We start from the raw sequence: 20859 nt of genomic DNA on the forward strand, positions 1-20859 counted from the left end.
TTAATTATTCAATTCCTTGTTGGCATTGTGATAGTCCGGCAGCACAATATTGAGCTCTAAGGTCTCTTGATTCTCGTCTTGCTCAAAATTGACGGATATCGCATCCTGATCGACATTGACATATTTGCGAATGACTTCGAGGAGTTCTTTCTGCAATTGTGGTAAATAGGAAGGCTGATTACGGTGAGTGCGCTCATGCGCCACCAGGATTTGCAATCGTTCCTTCGCCAGGGGCGCAGTTTTAGGTTTAGATGATCTGAAATAGTCGAGTAAACTCATGATCTTCCTCCGAAAAGCCTTTTGAGAAAACTTTGTTTGCCATCAATGAATCGATGAGGACGTTTTTCTCCGAGATATCGTGCTACTACATCGCTATAGGCTTGACCGGCTTCGCTTTTTTCATCAAGAATGACGGGTACCCCAGCATTGGAGGCAGATAAAACCGATTTTGATTCAGGAATGATTCCCAGTAATTCAAGCGACAGAATCTCCTGAACGTCATCAAGGCCGAGCATTTCTCCGGATTTAACGCGCTGAGCGTCATATCGCGTGAGCAGTAAATATTCCTTGATCGGTTCTTCATTTCGCTCAGCGCGTCGGGATTTGCTGGACAGAATGCCGAGCATGCGGTCGGAGTCCCGTACTGACGAAATTTCCGGATTGGTCACTACGAACGCATCATCGGCAAAGTACAGGGCCAGGTTGGCACCCTTTTCAATCCCTGCCGGAGAATCGCATACGATATATTGAAATTCTTTCGATAATTCATCCAGAACCTTACCGACGCCTTCCAGAGTGAGCGCGTCCTTGTCGCGGGTTTGAGATGCGGGCAGAATATAGAGCAGGTTGCAATTCTTGTCCCGGATCAGTGCTTGACTAAGGCTGGCTTCTCCATTGATGACATTGATGAAGTCATAGACCACTCGCCGTTCGCAGCCGAGAATCAGATCCAGATTGCGCAGGCCGACGTCGAAATCGATCACAGCGGTTTTGTAGCCTGCTTTTGCCAATCCCATTGCAATTGCCGCGCTTGTTGTGGTTTTACCCACACCTCCCTTGCCTGATGTTACGACGATAATTCTTGCCAATTGAACCTCCTTAGCTATGTATATTCTTTAAAAAACGCTGAAGACTGCTGCATTCGACTCGATTGAATACGGCCGTGGTTTGAAATCACGCTCAATATGCTGATATATCCTTAAAAGATTGCGTTTTTTCACCCGATGATGCTTTGCCTGACCATCGCTCGTTCCTGTGTTCAGAGCTTTTTTAAGCAATTTCCTTGATGATCAATGCGTGATCTTGCAGATAAATTTGCACAGGACCGTCGTGAGTTTGTTTATTCAGATCCTCGCTGGTTTTATAATCACCGGCGATTGAAATCAGCTCAGCCTGCAAATCGAAGCAGAATATCCGCGCGGCTGTATTTCCATGCACTCCGGCCAGCGCCCGTCCCCTCAGGGTATTATAGACATGTATATTGCCTTCAGCCATTATTTCAGCCCCAGCGCTGACTTGCGACAGGATGATCAAGTCGCCGGTCGCGTAGATGCGCTGGCCGGAGCGGATGGGCTGAGTAATCAACATCGTGGCAGCAGCGGGTGGAGGCACTGCAGCAGATGAAGGCGGTTCATGGGCGACAGTTGTTTCTGGTTGCGCGGCCGGTTGTTGAGCCAGATCCTGTTTTTGCGGTTCGCCCAGTGGGGCTGAGTTGCCTTGGTCTCGACCCGCATCCACTGGAATGGACAGTGCGCGCGCTTGCATGTTTTGCTGTTCACTGCCGCCACGAATACCCACCGGGAAAAAACCGACTTTGCGAACCATCTGTACGATCTGTGCAAAATCGAAATCCTGCTGGTGCTTATTCAGTTCCCGTAAATCGATGATAAGGGGGGAATCCTTGAAAAACTCCGGTGCCAAATTGATTTTTTCCTGTAATGATTCTTCGATTGCGATCATGTCATTCTTGAACAGAATCAGAATAGGCGCAAAAAAGGTACTGCTCTTGAATTCGAGTACAGGGTTAGTATTAGGCATTTTTGGAGGTTTTTTCGCTACTCATAAGGAGTTGGATGAGTTCGACGATCGTGATCGAGCCGGGTCATTGTACTGCCAAGTGATGTTTTTTTGCATCAAATATGTGATTGCATTATTCCCATGCCCGACTAATCGATGGCTTTCTTTTTGATGAAGCGTTGCAAGGTTTCAAGCAACACTTCATTGTCCGGGTCTTTTTCCAATGCAAATCGCCAGATGTTTTTAGCATCTTCCTTGGCGCCTTTCATCCACAGAACCTCTCCCAGATGCGCGGCAATTTCGGCATCGGGGCGTGCAGCAAAGGCCAGATTCAAATAATTCAAACCTTCGACGAGATTACCCATGCGATAGTGAACCCAACCGAGGCTATCCATGATGTAGGGATCTTCCGGAGAAAGCTCGACGGCTTTCTTGATTAATTTGAGTGCTTCGGGCAAATGAGATCCCCGTTCGGCAAGGCTGTATCCCAGCGCATTGTAGGCATGAGCGCTGTCCGGCTTCAGTTTGATCAGCTTGCGTAAATCCTGTTCCAGTATCTTGAACTTACCCAGCTTGTCGGCTGCCAGCGCCCGATCATAAAGCAATTCCGGATAATCGGGCAGTTTCTTCAATCCATCGTTCAATATGTCAAATACTTCCTGATGAGCTTTGACTCTGCGCAGCATCTGCGCTTCCGCCAGGATCAAATGGGCGGTTTGCTGATCGTTCGATGCGGGCAGTTTATGCAGATTTTCACGGGCTTCTTGCAGATTGCCTTTCAGCGCCAGCAGATCGGCATAGCGAATCTGTGCCGGCAAGTAACGCGCTCCGCTTTTGACCAGTTGATAAGACTCCATTGCTTGATCGAAACGTTTGGTTTCTTCATAGATTTGTCCCAGATGGAAGTGGATCGCGCTGGGGTCTTTATAATCCAGCCGCAACGCTTTCTTAAAGCTTGACTCGGTAATATCGAGCTTGCCCATTTCTGCCGCCAGAAGGCCGATGGCCAATACGATTTCAGGATCCTGAGAATCCTTGTCGATCAGAAACTGCAACTGTTCTTGCGCCGACTCCAACGCGCCATCATTGATCAATTGCCGGATATAGGCGATCCTGACTTCATAGGCCGCAGGGTACTTGGTCAGATAATCACGATAGAACTCATTCGCATTGGCCGGAGAGACGCGTTGCAGAATCCGGCCGTTGTGGATCGCGGCAATCTCCCAGTCGGGGCGCAACGCCAGCGCGCGTTGCATTTCTTCCGAAGCAAGCTGATGCTGATTGGCAAACCATGCAGCCTGAGAAATGGCAAAATGGATTTCCGGCAAATCCTTGTAGGGCTGAGAAAGCTGCTGAACTAATTTCAACGTGGCGGCTTTATTGGGGTTGCGCGAGAGCAGTTGATTGAGCTGCATGAAGGCGGTGCCGACACCGTCTTTTTCGGACGCGAGTAATTTTTCCAAATGTGGACGGGCGGCGTCCAATTTGCCGAGATTGACCAATAACGCTGCGATGGTCTGGCGCGCTTCTGCGGATTCCGGATCAAGCTCGAGCCACAGCGTGGTGGCTTGTTCCGCCGCCTGAGCATTGCCGGCATGGAGCGCAATTTCACTGGCGCGTTTGGCAATTCGCGGATCGCGCGTATTCTTAGCCAGCTTGATATAGCGATTCATCGCAATGTCCAGATTGCCTCGCTGCAAAGCGGTCTCACCTACCAAGAAATCAAATAGAATAGGGGCAGTGAGTTCTTGCTTGGGTAAGTTGAGTTGACTGGTATCGTCCTGCTCCGCAGACTCTTTTGTTTCTTCAGTATTGAGGTTTTCTTTGATGGGAGTCTGTGCGCAGGCAGCTAATCCAAGCAGTAGCGCCATGCAGAGAATTTTAAATGTCATGAAAAATCCAATTGTTTTTCAAATATAGGAAAAAATACAACGATTTTATAGCCTTCCGAGAAATTTGATTGCGCAATGTGCGATCATTTCTTGATCCGTTCGTGCGCCCAGTCGTGAGCATATTCTACTTTTATACGGACAATAAAGTGAATAAATAATTATTTAGTTCCTAGTTTGCTGCATGCTCATAAAAAATAACATCAGATCGAGCGCCCATCAGAGGCTGATTAATTTATGATAGGCGACTGCCTGACAAGCTGGTCAGAACAGTATTACATCACGAAAGTTCATAATGACATACTATTGAACAAGCAGCGGTGCCGCCAGTATGGGCAGTATTGGCATCGCTGATTTTATTCCATCGATTACTTTGGCGTTGATCCGTGAATCTGAATCATATCAAACCGATCGTTGTTTTTTTATTGGGCATGCTGACCGTACTTGGGTTCGCGCCGTTCTATTTTTTTCCCGTTCCAGTCATTACCCTGGCGATCTTGCTCGGTTTTTGCTATCACAGCCGAACGCCCCGGCAAGCCGCATGGTGGGGGTTTTGCTTCGGTATGGGATTATTCTCTGCGGGGGTGACATGGATTTACGTCAGCCTGCATGATTTCGGCGCAATGCCGGTGCATACAGCCGTCATTGCGTTGATCGTCCTGTGTGCCTACTTGTCGTTATTTCCGGCTCTGAGCAGTTGGTTGCTCGCCAGATTGCAGCCCAGTTCGTTTTTCCTATGGGCGCTGGTGGCTGCGGCTTCGTGGATGCTCTGCGAGTGGCTGCGCGGTACGCTGTTCACAGGATTCCCTTGGTTGACCGTCGGTTATTCTCAGGCACCGCATAGCCCCTTGGTGGGCTATGCTCCGCTGGTTGGCGTCTATGGGATTTCGCTGTTGCTGGTGTTGAGTGCCGCCCTGCTGTTCATATGCTTTGAGAAAGGCTTCAAGAATTGGCGTTATGGTCTGCCATTGGTGCTGATCTGGCTGAGCGGCTTCGGTTTGCAGATGATCGAATGGGTCAAGCCGGAGGGTGAGCCGGTCAGTGTCAGCCTGTTGCAGGGCAATATCGCGCAGGATTTGAAATGGCGCGAGGACCATCTCGAGAATACCATGAAAACCTATGCCGATCTGATTCTGGCCAGTGATAGCCGCTTGATTGTCACGCCGGAAATTTCGATTCCGTTGTTCAGCGACGTCATGCCGAAGACCTATTTATCCTATTTGTCTGAACATGCCAAAAAGAATAATGGCGATGTGCTGATTGGCCTGGCCGAACGCACGGTTGATGGTGGAGACGATTATTACAACACGATGTTCAGTTTCGGTTCTGCGCCGGAACAGCACTACCGCAAGCATCACTTGGTGCCCTTTGGCGAATTCATTCCGTTGAAGCCTATTTTTGGCTGGGTGATCGATGTGCTGAAAATCCCGTTGGCGGATTTCTCGCGCGGCGGCTTGGATCAGCAGCCCATGGACATTGCCGGACAGCGAGTGGCAGTCAATATTTGTTATGAGGATGTGTTCGGCGAAGAAATCATTCTGCAGTTACCGCAGGCGACGCTGCTGGTCAACGTCAGCAATGACGCCTGGTTTGGGCGCTCGATCGGGCCGCAGCAGCATTTGCAGATTTCGCAGATGCGTGCGCTGGAAACCGGCCGCTATATGTTGCGTGCCACCAATACCGGCGTGACGGCGATCATCGATGAACGCGGCAAGGTGTTGCAAACCATAGAAATTTTCACCACTGCCGCATTGCACGGATGGGCACAGGGATTCAGCGGCGCCACGCCGTATGTGCGCACTGGGAATTTTGTGCTATTGGTGCTTGCCGGGTTGATTCTGACGTTGGGATTGATGTCCGCCTTTCGCGGTAGAGGTAAAACCCGGTAAAATTCGGCTAACTTTTTTGATGACAACTCAATTCAATTTTTCATGGCGATACTCACGTTCCAGGAAATCATTCTGACTCTTCAGCAGTATTGGGACAAACAAGGTTGCGCGATCCTGCAGCCCTACGATATGGAAGTCGGCGCCGGCACCAGCCATACCGCCACGTTCTTGCGTGCAATCGGCCCCGAACCATGGAAGGCCGCGTATGTGCAGCCTTCGCGCCGGCCCAAGGATGGGCGCTATGGCGATAACCCGAACCGCTTGCAGCATTACTATCAATTCCAGGTGGTGCTGAAACCGGCACCGGCGAATATTCTCGAGTTGTATTTCGATTCGCTGCGTGAACTGGGGTTTGACTTGACGCAAAACGATGTGCGCCTGCTCGAGGACGATTGGGAAAATCCGACACTGGGTGCTTGGGGGCTGGGTTGGGAAACGTGGTTGAATGGCATGGAAGTCACGCAATTCACCTATTTCCAGCAAGTCGGCGGTATCAATTGCAGGCCCATCACCGGAGAAATTACCTATGGCCTGGAGCGTCTGGCCATGTATCTGCAAGGGGTTGAAAGCGTGTTTGACCTGACCTGGACCAAGGGTCTGACCTATCACGATGTCTATCATCAGAACGAAGTGGAACAGTCGACCTACAACTTTGAACATAGCGATACCGAATTTCTGTTTCTGGCATTCAGCAAATATGAAGCGCAGGCCAATCATCTGATCGCAAAGCAATTGGCGTTGCCGGCCTACGAGCAAGTCTTGAAAGCGGCACATACCTTCAATCTGCTCGATGCGCGCGGCGCTATTTCAGTGACCGAGCGCGCGGCGTATATCGGCCGTATACGCAACCTGTCGCGGCAGGTGGCGAAAGCCTATTACGACAGCCGCAAAAACCTCAATCCGCCGTTCCCGCTGGCGCGTCGTGAATGGGTCTCGCAAATGCCTGATATGCAGGAAATCGCATCATGACCAAAAACCTGCTCGTCGAATTGCTGGTGGAAGAGCTGCCGCCTAAGTCGTTGAAACAATTGGGTGCGAGTTTCTCCGAGCTACTCGCCGCTAGCCTGAAAGCGCAAGGATTGATCGCGTCCGATGCAGCGATTACGCCGTACGCCACCCCCAGACGGCTGGCGGTGCATATCGCCAACGTTGCTGCTCAGGCAGCGGATAAACCGGTTTCCCAGAAATTGATGCCGGTGGCGGTCGGATTGGATGCGCACGGTCAAGCCACACCGCCGCTGCTGAAAAAACTGGCGAGCTTGGGTGCGGATGCGTCGGTTGTGCCGCAACTCAAGCGCATCATGGATGGCAAAGCCGAAACCTTGTTCTGGGATAGCACGGTCAAGGGCATTTCATTGACCGATGGTCTGCAAAAAGCCGTGCAGGAAACAATCGGCCGGTTGCCGATTCCCAAGGTGATGACTTATCAGTTGGCAGATGGCTGGCAGAGCGTCGATTTCGTGCGCCCGGTGCATGCGCTGATTGCGTTGCATGGCGCCGATGTCGTGCCGGTCAGCGTGCTCGGCTTGCAAGCCGGACGCGAAACACAGGGCCATCGCTTTGAAGCGAAAGTTGATCCGATCGTGTTGCACAATGCGGATAGCTACGCTGAGCAACTTGCGGTAGAAGGCGCTGTGATCGCTCATTTTGCCGAGCGCCGTACGGAAATTGCACGCCAATTGGCTGCTGCCGTTGCACAGCAGAAACTCACGCTCATCGACGACGATGCGCTGCTGGATGAAGTGACTGCGCTGGTCGAGCATCCCAATGTGCTGGTTGGCCAATTCGATGCCGAATTTTTGCATGTGCCGCAGGAATGCCTGATTCTGACCATGAAAGCCAATCAGAAATATTTTCCGTTGCTCGATGCGCAAGGAAAACTTGCCAATACGTTCCTGCTGGTGGCCAATATCCAGCCCGCCGACCCAGCTCAGATCATCGCCGGCAATGAACGCGTGGTTCGCTCGCGCCTGGCCGACGCCAAGTTTTTCTTCGATCAGGATCGCAAGCGGGAGTTGAAGTCGCGTGTGCAGGAACTGGATAGGGTGGTGTATCACAACAAACTCGGTACGCAAGGTCGTCGCATGAATTATGTTCGCGACATCGCAACTCTGATTGGTGAAAAATTGGGTGGAAATGCGCTGGCTGATCCGGCTTATGGTGCTGCTGAGTTAGCGAAGGCGGATTTACTGACCGACATGGTTGGTGAATTTCCCGAACTGCAAGGCATTATGGGACGCTATTACGCGCAATATGAAGGTTTAAGCGATGATGTTGCGTTTGCCATCGAAGATCATTACAAACCGCGTTTTGCCGGCGATGAATTGCCGCGCAATCGAGTCGGAGTATGCGTGGCGCTCGCGGATAAATTGGAAACGCTGGTGAATATGTTCGGCATCGGTGAAATCCCTACCGGTGACAAAGATCCGTTTGCGTTGCGGCGACATGCATTGGGCGTTATAAGGATTTTAATCGAGAAAGACTTACCGCTTCAGTTGAATGAATTGATCAATCTAGTGAAGGAAGAAATTTTTGATCCTTTAGAACTCGATACAAGTGGAATGCCTGATTTAGCTGATTTACAAATATTCATTTACGAACGTCTCACTAGCTACTTGCGCGACCAAGGCTACACCGCCCAGGAAGTCGATGCGGTGCTCAGTCTGAATCCGCAACTAATTAGTGATATTCCCAAACGTCTCGCTGCCGTGCGGGCATTTGCCGCACTGCCGGAGGCGGTCAGCTTGGTGGCAGCCAACAAGCGGGTCGGCAACATCCTGAAGAAAGCGGAAGGCAGTGTTCCCGCCACGGTTGATGCCAGTACGCTGAAAGAGCCTGCAGAACAGGCATTGCATCAGGTGTTGACGGAGCTGCTGCCGAAGGCGGAAGACTCGTTTGCAGCCGGCGATTACACCGGGTCGCTGCAAATATTGGCGGCCTTGAGAACACCGGTGGATGATTTTTTTGATCATGTCATGGTGAATGTTGACGATGCGTCATTGCGCAATAATCGATTGGCGTTATTGGCGCAGCTCCATCACACCATGAACCGCGTCGCGGATATTTCCAAGTTGGCGGTCAATTAACCGATGAAGCTGATCATTCTTGACCAGGCAGGGGTCATCAATCAAAGCAGCGATACTTTCATCAAAACCCCGGAGGAATGGAAACCTATTCCGGGCAGCCTCGAGGCGATCGGGCGGCTGACGCATGCCGGTTATCGTGTCGTGATCGCCACCAATCAATCAGGCATTGGGCGGGGGCTGCTCGATATGGCCACGTACAACACGATCAATGACAAGATGTATAAGGCCGTCAATCAGATGGGCGGGCGTATCGATGCGATATTCTTTTGTCCGCATACCAGCGCTGATCAGTGTACCTGCCGCAAACCGGCCATCGGCATGTTTGATGAAATCGTGCAACGCTATGGCGTGACGTTGAAAACTGTGCCTATCGTTGGCGATTCATTGAAGGATTTGCAGGCTGCAGCCGCGGTCGGTGCAATACCCATCCTGGTGCTGACCGGCAATGGTCAGACCACCCACGCTCACCCGGATATTCCCGCCAATACCCAGGTGTTTGAGAATCTGGCGGCGGCAGTCGATACACTGGTCGGGGAAGCATGATCGTGGCATTTGTCCGTTCGACGGTATACATGTTGCTGCAAATCCTGATTACGCCACCGTACGCACTGGTCACGTTGGCTTGCTTTCCGTTATCCCCGCAGCATCGTTATCGCGTGACGTCCAGTTGGACGTTCATCATGCTGTTCCTGTTGCGGCATGTATGCGGCATCCGCTATCACATCCTCGGCGCCGAAAATATTCCGACTACGCCGAGCATCGTGCTTTCCAAGCATCAATCGGCCTGGGAGACGCTGGCTTTTCAGAAAATTTTTCCACCGCAGGTCTGGGTGCTGAAAAAGGAGTTGCTGCGTATCCCGTTTTTTGGTTGGGGTTTGGCAATGACCAGCCCGATTGCGATTGATCGCAGCGCCCGCAAAAAAGCGCTGGAGCAAATCGTCGAACAAGGCAAGGATCGTTTGCAGCAAGGATTCTGGATCGTAATCTTTCCAGAAGGCACGCGCATTCCGCCTGGGCAGCGTGGCAAGTATCGCATCGGTGGCGCTTGGCTCGCAACCCATACCAACACCATGGTGGTACCGGTGGCGCATAATGCCGGAGAATTATGGGGACGCAATTCGTTCGTTAAATTGCCGGGTACGGTGACCGTCAGTATCGGCAAACCGATCGACCCGACAGGAATGGAAGCTGGAGAATTGAACGCGCAAGTGGAAACATGGATCGAAAGCGAAATGCAGCAGATCAGCCTTCGGCATCCGCATCCGCAAAAAATGTAGCCGTGCAGGTACAAACCCTCATTTGTGGCCGCTCAATCGCTTATACGCTGACGCGGAGCAGGCGCAGATCGATCGGCTTATGCATCGATCATCGCGGACTGCGGATCAGCGCGCCGTTGCATGCTGCGCTTCCTCAAATCGATGGTTTTCTGCAGAAAAAAGCCGAATGGATCACCCAAAAGCTTGATCTGTGGAGCAATAAAAAAAACCTTTCCTTGGAATGGCGGCAGGATGCCATTTTTCCGTTGCTTGGCGAGCCGTGGCGTCTGACATTGCAATCGTCCGGTGAAATCACGATGCTCCCGTATTGCGGGGATAACGTTATGAAAGGACCGGCGATCGAATTGACGCCGCACCAGGTCGAAAAATTCGTGATGAGCTGGTACCAACAGCAAGCGATTACCTGTTTCAAGCAACGCATCGATATTTACGCCCAAGCCCTGAGTCTACCTGCGCCTTCGTTTCGTTTGTCGAACGCTGCCACGCGCTGGGGCAGTTGCAACAGCCGTGGACTCATTAGTCTCAATTGGCGCTTGGTTCAGATACCGCTGCATTTGGTGGATTATGTCGTCGCGCACGAACTGACGCATTTGATTGAGATGAATCATTCGCAGGCGTTTTGGCAGGTGGTGGAGAGGGTGTTTCCGAATTGCCGGGCGGGACGAAAAGAGCTCAGAAAGTACAGCATAAAATAATTTCGATTCGGCTCGCTATTGGCACTCTCAAAATATCCAATTTACTCGGTTTCTTTTCTGGGAGTGATATGATTTGCCCCATGAATGACTACACCCTGGGAGAAAATCATGCGCAACTCAGAGCCGGAATCATCCGGGCTTAATTTTAATTTGATCATGCCGGCGGCATTACTGCTGGTATTGTTGATCGTGCCGTTTTCAATTAATTCATTTCTGCATTTCATGTCGGGTAAGCGGCCATCTAATCCGGTAGTCATGAAATTGCCGGTCGATAGTGCCGTCGTCACGATGCCATCGTCGGCCAGGCAATATGAAAGCTTTGATGTGGCTCTGAATCTGGAGACGAAACATCTGGTCAAATTTTTGAACGAGCTCATTACCACCGCCTCTGAAGGCACGTCGATTCTCGGGATTACTGGCGTGATTGCACCGAACATGCGCGCTGAAATCCTCGGTGAGGATTTTGAGATCGATCGAACCGGGCCGCTTGATCCTGTTTCAGTGTATGGGGGCACGGCGAGTTGGCGTTGGCGGGTGACGCCCGAGTCATCGGGCGATCAAGTATTGAAATTCCAATTGCATTTATTGACGAAGGATGATGCCCAGGTAGGCGCAAAAATTCTGGAGCTCGCAGAAGCGAATGTGGATATCCAGTCGAATTGGTCGGAAGGGCTCAAACGGCATTGGTATTGGATTGTGCTCTTACTGTTGGTACCGCTGGCGATATTCGTGAGGTTGCGGCGGCATGCTGCGCAATGATTGCTGTTTTAGGTCATGTTCGTATTTTTAGTGTTTCCTTCCGCATCGGCTTGAAAAAAATTGAATCATCCTTATATCGGTTCCTGAAGCTTGTTTTTGTAACTGTAAAGAACGCCGCATCCGAAAATTGAGCAATGAGATTGAATGAGGCGTTGATCGATTAAACGCGTGGTACTTTTTTAATCAATGAGGAGAATCGTATTATGGCCATTACACGTTATGAACCCTGGGGGTTGCTGAGCCAGCTGCAAAGAGAATTGGAACGGAACGTTGCCGAAGGTTCCACCGCAACAGCGGAGTGGGCGCCTGCGGTGGATATCAAGGAAGAGGCGGATAAATTCGTCATTCATGCGGACATTCCTGGTGTCAAGCCTGAGGAAATCGATATCAGCATGGAAGATGGCGTATTGACGATCAAAGGTGAAAAGAAATCTGAAGCGCAAACAGAAAAAGATGGCTATAAACGGGTTGAGCGCACGTATGGTTCCTTTTACCGGCGTTTCAGTTTGCCGGATACGGCCAATTCTGAAGCCATCTCGGCTGCTTCGAAACATGGCGTTTTGGAAGTCGTGATACCGAAGCGCGAGGCTGTTCAACCGAAAAAGATCAATGTCACGGCCGGTGAATGATCCGGTTGCAGAAATCAGATCATGGCGCAAAAATGGAGCTTTGAGCTCCATTTTTGTTTGTGTTTGATTTTTGCTTCTCAAAGCTACCTAAAGCATGACAAAATGGCCAACTTTTTGGGTTGCGCTGAAAAGCATCCCAGTACATTTCCTTTTCATCTGATTTGTTCACGTTAGATCTTATAAATGCCTTTTATTACCTTGGAAAATGCATGTTTGGCTTTTGGCCATCATGCGCTGCTTGATCATGCCAGCTTGCAGCTTGATCCGTTTGAGCGCGTGGGCCTGATCGGTAGAAATGGCGGAGGTAAGTCCAGTTTATTACGCGCTGTTGCCGGCGAGCTGAAGTTGGATGATGGCAAGCTGTGGCGGGCGCCGAACCTAAGATTGGGGTATGTGTCGCAAGAACCGTTATTGAATCCGATAAGTACCGTGTATGAGGAAGTGGCGAATGGATTGGGGAACATCAGTCAGATATTGCTCGATTATCATGACGTTTCGCATGCACTGAGCGAAGCGGGAGAGGATACCGGAACATTGCTGGCGCAATTGCAAGAGTTGCAGAGCGCTTTGGAAGCCGAGAATGGCTGGAATTTTCAGGCCACCATTGAAACCGTGATCGACAAACTGAACTTGCCGGCGGATACTCGGATTGAACATCTTTCCGGCGGTTTGAAAAAACGCGTGGCGCTGGCGCGTGCGCTGGTGGTATCGCCGGATGTATTGCTGCTGGATGAGCCTACCAATCATCTTGATTTTTCGTCGATAGAATGGCTGGAAACGTTATTGCAAGGTTTCGCGGGCAGCGTGTTGTTCATTACCCATGATCGGCGCTTTTTGGATAATGTGGCGACGCGAATCATCGAACTGGATCGCGGCAATCTAACGAGTTTTTCAGGTAAATTTTCTGATTTTCAGCTAAAAAAAGCCGAGATGCTTGAGGTTGAGTCCATTCATCAGCAGAAATTCGACAAATTCCTGGCTCAGGAAGAAGTCTGGATACGCAAGGGAGTCGAGGCGCGGCGCACCCGCAATGAAGGCAGAGTGCGGCGATTGGAGGCGCTGCGCTTGGAGCGGGCCGCGCGGCGGGATCGGCTCGGTAAAGTCAGTATCAATCTGGATGTCGGGGAGCGTTCGGGTAAGCTGGTCGCCGAGCTCGAGCATGTCAATAAAAACTATGGTGATCGAGTCATCATCAAGGATTTCTCGTGTCGTATCATGCGCGGTGACCGGGTAGGACTGTTGGGCCCGAATGGAGCCGGTAAATCGACATTGCTGAAATTGATTCTAGGCGAATTGCAGCCTGATTCGGGCACAATTCAGCAAGGCACTAAATTGTCGGTAGCCTATTTTGACCAGATGCGCGAGCAACTCAATGAAGACATGGTGTTGACGGATACGATCAGCCAAGGATCGGATTTTGTTGAGATTAACGGCAAGCGCAAGCACGTGATCAGTTATCTGGAAGATTTTTTGTTCGCGCCGGAACGTGCCCGGTCTCCCGTCAAATCACTTTCAGGTGGCGAGCGTAACCGGCTGTTGCTCGCCCGGCTGTTTACCCGCCCTGCAAATGTGCTGGTTCTGGATGAGCCGACCAATGATCTCGATATCGAAACGCTTGAAATGCTCGAGGCCCTGTTGCAGGACTATACCGGCACGTTGTTTCTGGTAAGTCATGATCGTGAATTCCTGGATAATGTGGTCACACAAGTAATCGCATTTGAAGGAAATGGAAAATTGTGTGAATATATCGGCGGCTATGAAGATTGGATTCGTGCGAAACATTTTGAAGATACTATCAACGACGAGAAGCTAGTATCGAAGCAGTCAGCGACTTCGCTCGTCGGCAGTTCTAAATCACCCCGGCCATCTCGCGTCAAGAAACTGAGTTACCAGGAAATACGCGAACTTGAGGCATTACCGGGTAAAATTGAGAGTTTGGAGCAGGAGCAAGCGCATATTGTTATGCGCCTGAATCAGCCAACGATTTATCGTGATCATCCAGATGAAGTAAAAACATTGCAAGCCCGTTTTGCTGAAATCGAAAAAGAATTGACTGACTGCCTCACACGATGGGAAGAATTGGAAGCAAAATCGGTTATCAAAAGTTAGTTCTTGCAGTCAATTTCCCCATAAACAACATGGACATGCTTACACTATTCATTGACCAAATCGGGCGCATCGTTTAAAGTTCCACTTTTGAGAGAAGGAGGCTTACATGAAACAAAAATTGATTATGAATTTATTACTCGGCTTGGGTATGCTTTTCGCATTATCCGGAGTTACCCAAGCGGCTGGTGACGCAGCAGCAGCCAAGGAAAAGTTATCAATGTGTGAAGGTTGTCACGGAATTCAAGGGTATAAAACAGCATTTCCTAGCGCATATCATGTTCCCAAACTGGGCGGACAACATGCCGACTATATTATCAAGGCATTGGAAGGATATAAAAATGGCACCCGCAGTCATCCGACCATGACGAGTTTGGCGAAAACACTGTCTCAGCAAGACATCGAAGATTTCGCAGCTTATTATTCTAAAAATTAATTAAGTGATTAACGCAAGGAACGGAATTATGAAGAATTATGTGATAGCCGCAGTAGCCGGCGCAGCTTTGATACTTTCTGGTCAAGTGATGGCTGCTGATATTGAAGCAGGTAAAAGTAAAGCAGCTGAAGTGTGTGCGTCATGCCATGGCGCAGATGGTAATAGCCCTGCACCTAATTTCCCGAAAATCGGTGGACAATACAGAACTTACCTTGCAAAAGTGCTGCAAGATTATAAGAACGGTAACCGTAAAGACCCAGTGATGGCAGGAATGGCCGCTAATCTGAGCACTGCTGACATTGACAATTTGGCATTTTATTATTCAAGCCAAACAGGGGCTCTGAATTCAAACAAATAAATAAGATATCTTATTTATTTTCCGAATTAATTAACAGGATAAATATCGGCGTTGCCGGATTTATCCTGTTTTCATATCTGATTTACTCGATTCTCGAGTTTAACCGTTTATCCAGGCATGCGAAATAAATTGCAGCATCGGGTGCAGTTTCATTGCGTTGAGCCTGCCAAATCATTTCTGCCAGACATTCTATGATGTGGTGTGCTGCAGTGTGATCATCGCCCGTCATTTGTTGCAGACGTGAAAATCGTTCGCGAATTCCTTTGGGTTGATCAATCGAGAGCTGCTCGTTGAGCGCGACATGCATGCTCATGTGCAGAAAGGGATTGGTTTCGCCGGTTTCAGGCAAATAGTCCTTAGTCAAGAACCGTTCTGCGTCGTCCAGAATGGCGTGATATTCGGGATGTAACAGTATGACATCCAATGCAATCGTTTCAATGCCTGACAGAATTTCGTGTTGACGGTATTTGCGCCACGTATCGAAAAATAACTGCCGCGCCTGGTCTCTGGAGGGTTTGAACATAGTGGAATAATAGTACTCAGATGGTTTTTCCCTTGAATTCACACAAATGATTGATGATGCAGTGCGGACAGTCCGGTTTTCTGGCTTTGCATACATATCGACCATGAAGAATCAGCCAGTGATGTGCGTCCAGCCGAAATTCCTTGGGCACGACCTTCAACAGCTTCAACTCCACTTCCAGAACATTCTTGCCCGGAGCTAGACCTGTCCGGTTGGCAACCCGGAAGATATGAGTATCGACTGCGATCGTCGGTTCTCCAAAGGCAGTGTTCAATAGCACATTTGCGGTCTTACGCCCTACGCCGGGTAACTTCTCCAGCAATTCCCGGGTGCGGGGAACTTCGCCCTGATAGTGTTGCATCAGCAATTGACATGTGGCCAGAATATTTTTGGCTTTGGTTTTATATAATCCGATGCGTTTGATGCAATCAACCAAACCCGCTTCTCCTAAAGCCAGTATTTTTGCCGGTGTATTAGCCAATGGGAATAATTTTCTTGTCGCTACATTAACGCTCTTATCCGTTGCCTGAGCCGATAGGATGACGGCAATCAGCAACTCAAAAGGAGAATGATATTCCAATTCTGTCGTTGGATGAGGATTGGCGGATTGAAGGCACGTGAATATTGCGCGCCGCTTGGTGGAGTTCATTATGGCTGCATGGAAGGCTGGTTGTTGTCCGTTTGAGCGCGCAACGCCAGGGCGCGGTCAAGGGCTGCTTGTACAATTGCTTTTTTGCGCTCAGTTGCAGTGGTGGAAGGTAAGTCGTGGACGAGCGCACTTACGGTGTTCTCGGGCTGTTCTTTCTTCAGGCGTTCTGCTTGATCCAGTCGCTGCGATCTTGATCGATGGCGCAGCCGCGCATCCTGTGGAGCAGGCATCGGCACCGCATCCGCAGACACTAAGCGGATGCAATCCATTGGACACGGTGCTATACACAACTCGCAACCGGTACATTCGGCGGCGATGACGGTATGCAACTGCTTGGCCGCACCGACAATTGCATCGACAGGACATGCCTGAACGCAGAAGGTACAGCCGATGCACATTGTTTCGTCAATCAAGGCAGCCATTCTGCCGGTGTTTGGTACACCATGCGCGATATTGAGGGGCTTTGGCGGGATGCCCAGTAACCGGGCCAATTGCTGTATTCCTTCCTGACCGCCGGGAGGGCATTGATTGATATCGGCACGGCCTGCGGCAATCGCTTCGGCATAGGGTTTGCATCCTGAGAAGCCGCATTTGCGGCATTGTGTTTGAGGCAGGAGGGCATCGATCTGTTCTGTCAGGTGTTGATTCATGAGTGGCATTATTACAAGATTTGAGGTGCGCAGATCGCTTGCGCAGCTTCTTTGACCAGTTCCGGACCGCGATAGATCAAGCCGGTATATAGTTGTACCAGCCGGGCGCCCGCCATGAATTTTTCTTCGGCATTCTGTGCCGACATGATGCCCCCTACACCGATAATGGGAATACCGTCGTGCAACAGGTTATGCAATTGCTGGATCACCGCCGTGGCGCGATGAGTTAACGGTGCGCCGCTTAATCCTCCGGCTTCCTGCGCGATGGGCAAGTGCTCGATACCCGAGCGTGAAACAGTCGTATTGGTGGCGATGACGCCATCGATCTGATGAGTCATCAGCAATGCTGCGATCGATTGGATTTGCTCGGCATCCAGATCGGGTGCGATTTTGACAACCATAGGCACGTATTTGCCATGTATCTGCGCCAATTTTTCTTGCTCGGATTTCAATTGTCTCAGCAAATCATCCAATGCATCCGTAGTCTGAAGTTGTCGCAGATGCAGTGTGTTCGGCGAAGAAATATTGACGGTGACATAACTCGCATAACGGTAAACTTTTTGCAGACCCAGCCGGTAATCGTCAGCGGCCTTACCCAATGGCGTATCAAAATTTTTACCGATATTAATGCCCAGAATGCCCCGGTATTGTGTATGGCTGATGTTCTCGATGAGTTTGTCCACGCCATGATTGTTGAATCCCAATCGATTGATCACCGCGCCGGCCTGCGGAATGCGAAACATACGGGGCGGGGGATTTCCTGGTTGAGGCCGAGGAGTGACTGTGCCGATTTCGATGAAACCAAACCCCAAATCAGCCAACGCATCCAGATGCTCGCCATTTTTATCCAATCCAGCGGCTAGTCCGACCGGATTTGGAAAATCCAATCCCATGATGCGCCGGGGTTGGCATGGAATAATGGCAGGTTTTAACAGTCCCCATTGTTTTGCCTGCTCAAGAGCACTGAACGTCAGACGATGTGCGGACTCAGGATCCAGCGTGAACAACAGCGGGCGAAATAGCGTATAAAGCATCATGAGCAATTCTATCTGAACAGATTACTGATCGTCATCCGGGAGCGAGGAGGTATCCGCGAGCAACTGCCAGTTGCCATGGATCAACACTTCCAAGGGCTGGAAATTGGCTTTATAGCACATCTTTCGGTTTTCCTTGATCCAGTAGCCCAAGTAGAGATACTTCAAACCGAGACGCCGGCATTGTTCGATTTGCCACAGGACGTTATAGGTGCCGAAGCTGGCATGAGGGATTTCCGCATCGTAAAATGTATAAACCGATGATAATCCATCGGGCAACACATCGATGATGCTGATCATGCGCAATTTTCCACCGTCACGAAACTCGAGCAGTTTGGAATTGACATGGCTTTGCAGCAAGAAATTCTGATACTGCTCACGGCAGTCATGATCCATTCCCCCTCCCGAATGCCGTGTCAGTTGATATTGCTGATACAGCGCGTAATGATCCGCATTATAGTGAAGCGAATGCTGGGTGGCTGTCAGATTTTGATGCTGCTTCCAGGCGCGGCGTTGAGTCCGTCGAGGAATAAATGCTTGAACATTCACTCGGACGGATAAGCAAGCATGGCAATGCATGCAGTTGGGCCGATAGGTATAGTGGCCGCTGCGACGGAAACCCGCTTGGATCAATTGCCCGTACATCTGATCGTCAATGAGATATTCCGGCGAGGCAACTTCCGAGCAGGCCAATTTGTCCGGTAAATAACTACAGGAGTAGGGATTGGTGATGTGAAATTTCAGCTCTGCTATTTTATTCATCATTCGATCCTGGTACGGCCAAAATCCCATTTTTTGCTCGGCTCGAGGGACGATATTAACAAATCTAAGCGCTGACTGAACTCCATTCTTGAAATTTCGCGCGCACCCAACGATGCTAAGTGATCGCTCTTGACTTGGCAATCAATCAATCCAAAACCCCAAGCTTGTAATTGCTGCACCAGATGAACGAAGGCAAGTTTTGATGCATCCGTCACCGATGAAAACATCGACTCGCCAAAAAACACCTTGCCTAACGAAACGCCATACAGTCCACCCACTAACGATCCATCGACCCAAGTTTCAATCGAGTGCGCCAGCCCCATCTCATGCAGATCCACATACGCCGCGATCATTTCCGGGTGTATCCATGTGCCCGTTTGTTCTTTTCGGGGTGAAGCGCAGGCGTGCATCACTTGGTCGAAACTACGGTCGGTATGGATGCGGTAGTGATCCTTTTTGAGCGTTTTACGCAATGAACGAGAAATTTTCAGTTCGCTCGGGAACAGTACCATACGCGGATCAGGACTCCACCAAAGAATCGGTTCGTCCTTGTTAAACCAAGGAAAAATGCCTTTGCGGTATGCCTCCAGCAGGCGTCGCGGCGAAAGATCTCCGCCGGCAGCCAATAAACCATTCGGCTCACTGAGAGCGTTTTCAAGTGGCGGAAAGGAATCATACGTTTTGTCGCTGGCCATCATAAATTTTAAAAAAATACACAGTTGTTTGGCATTGGCTTGATACAGATCAAGATCGGCAGTGAGGTATTTTCATATGCTGCTGCAATGATTTTAACAGAGCATAAAAAATGTTCGAATAAAGAAAGGAGAATTATATGAAGTATTTTTGGCAAAAGGAAAAGTTAACTGCCCAGTGTGTTGCGGGCTCACTTTTGCTTGCTTTGACGGCTGCTGCACCGCAGGTGCTTGCGAATGATGCGGCAGCTCAGCGTATTCGACAATTGGAAAATAGGCTTCAGGAAATTCAGAATGAATTGATCAGAATAAAGACTGAATCCGCGCAAACTACGCGGAAAGTCGATCAGATCCAGGAAACATCAACACAAACGACACGGAAAGTCGAACAAATTCAGCAAACTACCCAACAGCAAAAGACGGGAATGGATACGGGTGGCAGCGATGTCATCGAAAAACGGACCATGTTATTTTTCCGGGGCGGTTTTGCTCGCAGCGACGAGCATCGTAACGGCGCCACACTAGAAAGCCGCGTGGTGCCGCTGGGCGCACAGGATCAAGCCGATCGCAATGCGTGGTATGTGGGTGCCGGTTTTGATTTCCAGCTGACACGGGATACATGGGGATTATTGCCAAAAACTGAGGTCGATGCCGAATTGATGTTTGAATACAAACAATTCGGCCATGGCGTGCATGGTAATGCGCTCGCGAATGAGCCCAGCATCCTGGCTGGGGCGCCGCTCAATCCCAGAGGGGTGACAGTGAATCAATTCACATTGACGGCAGCACCTAAAATCAAGTTTCTCCATTTTGGGCGATTCAGACCATGGATCATCCCCGGAGGTCTGGCGATTCACGTGATCAGCCCACCTTCTGAATCGGTCACATATTTAGAACCCGGCGTGATGTTTGCAGGTGGTGCTGAGTATCGGCTCTGGAAGGATTTCTTTGTCGGCGCCGATGCACGCTACCATTTGACAGCCGGGTCACTGGATGGCTCTAAAATCGGCGGCTTGACGGTGGGCGGATATTTGGGTATTGGTTTTTAGCGGTATCTGATTGTGTATCTTTATTGATGAAAGTTGCATACGCAGATGAATTGTATCGGTTAGTTTTTTTCCTTCGATTTCGTAGCAGAAGAGTACAAGTGCGTACGAAGCCATTACACCTCACTTATTAGTGAGGTGTTTTTTTATGTGCGAAAGCAAAAAATAAGCGCTGAAAAGGATGCAAGCTACGTGCAGTTAGGCAAGTAATCAAGCGAGAAAGCCCATTGGCGTTGGATAAATGAGCGTCTCAGGCCCGATTTCGACGCAACCACGCGAAAATTTTGTCAAGCTCCGTTAAGAAAAGTGTCTCTTTTTTCCACTATCTTCAATAAAAGTAATCTTCAGCTTTAAATTCGGTTT

Annotated in this window: 23 protein-coding genes; 12 read left to right on the forward strand and 11 right to left on the reverse strand. The window is 49.9% G+C overall.

Going from position 1 to position 20859, the window contains the following annotated elements:
• The 4 genes from minE to ABF87_RS00670 form a co-directional block, all read right to left on the reverse strand.
• Positions 1–279, reverse strand: coding sequence for a cell division topological specificity factor MinE (gene minE / locus ABF87_RS00655; protein ID WP_160827197.1), 279 nt, complete (start codon positions 277–279; stop codon positions 1–3).
• Entirely contained in the window at positions 276–1088 is an 813-nt protein-coding gene (minD, locus tag ABF87_RS00660) for a septum site-determining protein MinD (protein ID WP_160827198.1), read from the reverse strand. The genes minE and minD overlap by 4 nt, the downstream gene beginning before the upstream one ends.
• 181 nt (positions 1089–1269) lie before the next feature.
• Positions 1270–2037, reverse strand: a complete 768-nt coding sequence (gene minC / locus ABF87_RS00665; RefSeq protein ID WP_160827199.1) for a septum site-determining protein MinC — start codon at positions 2035–2037, stop codon at positions 1270–1272.
• A 128-nt stretch (positions 2038–2165) separates the two neighbouring features.
• Complete coding sequence (locus ABF87_RS00670) at positions 2166–3908, reverse strand: tetratricopeptide repeat protein (protein ID WP_160827200.1); 1743 nt, start codon at positions 3906–3908, stop codon at positions 2166–2168.
• Between the two features lie 389 nt (positions 3909–4297).
• On the opposite strand from ABF87_RS00670, the gene lnt reads away from it, so the two are divergent.
• From lnt to ABF87_RS00710, 8 genes are all read left to right on the forward strand, one after another.
• Positions 4298–5794, forward strand: coding sequence for an apolipoprotein N-acyltransferase (lnt, locus tag ABF87_RS00675; RefSeq protein ID WP_160827366.1), 1497 nt, complete (start codon positions 4298–4300; stop codon positions 5792–5794).
• Positions 5795–5836: 42 nt separating this feature from the next.
• Complete coding sequence (gene glyQ, locus ABF87_RS00680; RefSeq protein WP_164503095.1) at positions 5837–6763, forward strand: glycine--tRNA ligase subunit alpha; 927 nt, start codon at positions 5837–5839, stop codon at positions 6761–6763.
• Complete coding sequence (gene glyS / locus ABF87_RS00685; RefSeq protein ID WP_160827201.1) at positions 6760–8880, forward strand: glycine--tRNA ligase subunit beta; 2121 nt, start codon at positions 6760–6762, stop codon at positions 8878–8880. Before glyQ ends, glyS begins: the two co-directional genes overlap by 4 nt.
• Before the next feature lie 3 nt (positions 8881–8883).
• Complete coding sequence (gmhB, locus tag ABF87_RS00690) at positions 8884–9423, forward strand: D-glycero-beta-D-manno-heptose 1,7-bisphosphate 7-phosphatase (protein ID WP_160827202.1); 540 nt, start codon at positions 8884–8886, stop codon at positions 9421–9423.
• Complete coding sequence (locus tag ABF87_RS00695; protein ID WP_164503096.1) at positions 9420–10157, forward strand: lysophospholipid acyltransferase family protein; 738 nt, start codon at positions 9420–9422, stop codon at positions 10155–10157. Before gmhB ends, ABF87_RS00695 begins: the two co-directional genes overlap by 4 nt.
• Positions 10097–10852, forward strand: coding sequence for a SprT family zinc-dependent metalloprotease (locus tag ABF87_RS00700; RefSeq protein WP_164503097.1), 756 nt, complete (start codon positions 10097–10099; stop codon positions 10850–10852). The genes ABF87_RS00695 and ABF87_RS00700 overlap by 61 nt, the downstream gene beginning before the upstream one ends.
• A 108-nt stretch (positions 10853–10960) precedes the next feature.
• Positions 10961–11611, forward strand: coding sequence for a hypothetical protein (locus tag ABF87_RS00705; protein ID WP_160827204.1), 651 nt, complete (start codon positions 10961–10963; stop codon positions 11609–11611).
• Between the two features lie 203 nt (positions 11612–11814).
• Complete coding sequence (locus tag ABF87_RS00710; protein WP_160827205.1) at positions 11815–12240, forward strand: Hsp20/alpha crystallin family protein; 426 nt, start codon at positions 11815–11817, stop codon at positions 12238–12240.
• 19 nt (positions 12241–12259) lie between these two features.
• On the opposite strand, the gene ABF87_RS00715 is transcribed toward ABF87_RS00710, so the two are convergent.
• A complete protein-coding gene (locus ABF87_RS00715; RefSeq protein ID WP_160827206.1) occupies positions 12260–12409 on the reverse strand; it encodes a hypothetical protein in 150 nt (49 codons plus the stop codon).
• Between the two features lie 14 nt (positions 12410–12423).
• Between ABF87_RS00715 and ABF87_RS00720 the strand changes: the two genes are divergently transcribed.
• The 3 genes from ABF87_RS00720 to ABF87_RS00730 all read left to right on the forward strand — a co-directional run bounded on the left by ABF87_RS00720 (position 12424) and on the right by ABF87_RS00730 (position 15140).
• Positions 12424–14349 carry an ATP-binding cassette domain-containing protein gene (locus ABF87_RS00720; protein ID WP_160827207.1) on the forward strand — a complete coding sequence of 642 codons (1926 nt, stop codon included), beginning with the start codon at positions 12424–12426 and terminating at the stop codon, positions 14347–14349.
• A 106-nt stretch (positions 14350–14455) separates the two neighbouring features.
• Entirely contained in the window at positions 14456–14782 is a 327-nt protein-coding gene (locus ABF87_RS00725; RefSeq protein ID WP_160827208.1) for a c-type cytochrome, read from the forward strand.
• Between the two features lie 28 nt (positions 14783–14810).
• On the forward strand, positions 14811–15140 hold the full coding sequence (locus ABF87_RS00730) for a cytochrome c (protein WP_160827209.1): 330 nt from the start codon (positions 14811–14813) through the stop codon (positions 15138–15140).
• Positions 15141–15222: 82 nt separating this feature from the next.
• Here the strand turns inward: ABF87_RS00730 and ABF87_RS00735 are convergent, their stop codons facing one another.
• From ABF87_RS00735 to aat, 6 genes are read right to left on the reverse strand one after another with little or no spacing between them, the layout of a single operon-like run.
• On the reverse strand, positions 15223–15663 hold the full coding sequence (locus ABF87_RS00735; RefSeq protein WP_160827210.1) for a DUF1841 family protein: 441 nt from the start codon (positions 15661–15663) through the stop codon (positions 15223–15225).
• A 16-nt stretch (positions 15664–15679) separates the two neighbouring features.
• Positions 15680–16312 carry an endonuclease III gene (gene nth, locus ABF87_RS00740; protein WP_160827211.1) on the reverse strand — a complete coding sequence of 211 codons (633 nt, stop codon included), beginning with the start codon at positions 16310–16312 and terminating at the stop codon, positions 15680–15682.
• Positions 16312–16962: an RnfABCDGE type electron transport complex subunit B gene (locus ABF87_RS00745; RefSeq protein WP_160827212.1), complete on the reverse strand. Its 651-nt coding sequence runs from the start codon at positions 16960–16962 to the stop codon at positions 16312–16314. Before ABF87_RS00745 ends, nth begins: the two co-directional genes overlap by 1 nt.
• 11 nt (positions 16963–16973) lie before the next feature.
• A complete protein-coding gene (locus ABF87_RS00750; protein WP_193567988.1) occupies positions 16974–17996 on the reverse strand; it encodes a quinone-dependent dihydroorotate dehydrogenase in 1023 nt (340 codons plus the stop codon).
• A 24-nt stretch (positions 17997–18020) separates the two neighbouring features.
• The gene (locus tag ABF87_RS00755) at positions 18021–18758 is read right to left on the reverse strand and encodes an arginyltransferase (RefSeq protein ID WP_160827369.1); all 738 of its coding nucleotides are present in this window, start codon (positions 18756–18758) and stop codon (positions 18021–18023) included.
• Positions 18758–19456: a leucyl/phenylalanyl-tRNA--protein transferase gene (aat, locus tag ABF87_RS00760; protein ID WP_160827214.1), complete on the reverse strand. Its 699-nt coding sequence runs from the start codon at positions 19454–19456 to the stop codon at positions 18758–18760. The genes ABF87_RS00755 and aat overlap by 1 nt, the downstream gene beginning before the upstream one ends.
• A 134-nt stretch (positions 19457–19590) precedes the next feature.
• Here aat and ABF87_RS00765 point away from each other — a divergent pair, with 134 nt between their 5' ends.
• Positions 19591–20499: a porin family protein gene (locus tag ABF87_RS00765; RefSeq protein WP_160827215.1), complete on the forward strand. Its 909-nt coding sequence runs from the start codon at positions 19591–19593 to the stop codon at positions 20497–20499.
• Positions 20500–20859 lie beyond the last annotated feature (360 nt).

The organism is Nitrosomonas sp. JL21 (assembly GCF_009833095.1).
GTDB lineage: Bacteria > Pseudomonadota > Gammaproteobacteria > Burkholderiales > Nitrosomonadaceae > Nitrosomonas.